The organism is Cloacibacterium sp. Arc13 (genome assembly GCF_041431305.1).
Classification (GTDB): domain Bacteria; phylum Bacteroidota; class Bacteroidia; order Flavobacteriales; family Weeksellaceae; genus Cloacibacterium; species Cloacibacterium caeni_B.
This window is the reverse complement of sequence record NZ_JASMRM010000035.1, coordinates 1-1389: the sequence shown is the minus strand read 5'-3', so window position 1 is coordinate 1389 and position 1389 is coordinate 1. Positions and strand designations below refer to the sequence as shown.

Annotated in this window: 2 protein-coding genes; both read right to left on the bottom strand. The window is 32.0% G+C overall.

The window, feature by feature from the left end; translation table 11 throughout:
* Window positions 1-48: 48 nt before the first annotated feature.
* Window positions 49-900: an IS3 family transposase gene (locus QO190_RS13210; protein ID WP_371463848.1), complete on the bottom strand. Its 852-nt coding sequence runs from the start codon at window positions 898-900 to the stop codon at window positions 49-51.
* A 14-nt stretch (window positions 901-914) separates the two neighbouring features.
* On the bottom strand, window positions 915-1349 hold the full coding sequence (locus tag QO190_RS13205) for a hypothetical protein (RefSeq protein WP_213188994.1): 435 nt from the start codon (window positions 1347-1349) through the stop codon (window positions 915-917).
* Between the last annotated feature and the right edge of the window lie 40 nt (window positions 1350-1389).

The window sequence follows — 1389 nt, the reverse complement described above, 5'->3', positions numbered from 1 at the left end:
TGACTAGTCCTAAAAAACCGATACAGATTATAGGACAAAAATAAATAATTAAACCAAAGTAAAAACGTTTTTGCTTTGGTTTTTGTTTTTATAGGTTTTGATTTTTAATTTTTCTTGTTTGTGCATTTGGTTCGGAGTAAGATAATGATTAGAAAAATGAGGCCTTAATTCATTATAAATTTTAATTGATTCGTCTACTATTTTTCTTTTGATTTTTGTTTCAACATCAAATTTATCAATATCAAATTCTTGTTTTAAAATTCCATTTATTCTCTCTGCCACCGCATTTTCATAAGGGTCAGAGTTTTGAGTCATGCTACATTTAATATTGTTTTTTTCTAAGATTCTTTGATATTCATCACTACAGTATTGTAATCCTCTGTCTGAGTGATGAATTAAAGATTTTAGAACAGGTTCCTGATTTTTTATCGCTTTCTTTAATGCCAATAGACTTCCTTCTGTTGTTAAGTTTTCGGCAACATGATGCCCCACAATTTTCTTGGAATACGCATCAGTTATTAAACTTAAATAACTTGGGTTTTTTCTATTTCCAATGTAGGTAATATCTGCTACCCAAACTTGGTTGGGTTTTGTAACTTGATAATCTGACACTAAATTTTTATGCTTTCTAAAGCGATGATGGGAGTTCGTGGTAACGTGGTAACTCCTTTTGGGTATTATTAATAAATGGTTGGCCCGTAAAATATTAAAAAATTTATCCCTTCCAATTTTTAGCTCTTTTAAAGGTTCGCTTAATAAAAAATACAGTTTCCTTCCGCCAAGTTTTGGCATCTTTATTCGGATATCTTCCACTAAATCCACCACTTGTTCTGCTTTATTCCTACAGGCTTTACTACGCTTTGTACTTCTATAATAGACTTGTCTATTCCAACCAAACAATCCACAGGTAAAAATTAGGGTTTCTTTTTCTTCTCTGCGGAAGTCATTGATTGTTCGGGTGGTAAGTTTTTTCTGATATCAATTTGATACTCTTTTTCTGCAAGGTTTATCATCATATCAAAAATGATGGCCTTTTTATCTGCAACATAAGCCTGTTTTTCTAAAAATGCTTTCTGTTTTTGAAGCAGTTTTACTTCAGCTTCTAACTCCATGATGCGTTGTTCTGGTGTTTTAGACATATTGGTTGGTGTTTGGTTTTCCCAATCAAAGTTACCATATTTTCTTAACCAACTCACTACTGTAGAGCGTGATTGGATACCGTACTTTTTCTTGCAAGCGGTAATTCCTAGTTTTCCTTCTTCGATATCTTTCACGATTTGAAGTTTTAAACTTAAACTGTAATCTTTCTGTGTTCGCTTTAAATAAAGCATTTCTTGTTGTTCTTGCATAACGATGTTTTTTTGTGTATCGCTATTTCAGGACTAGACA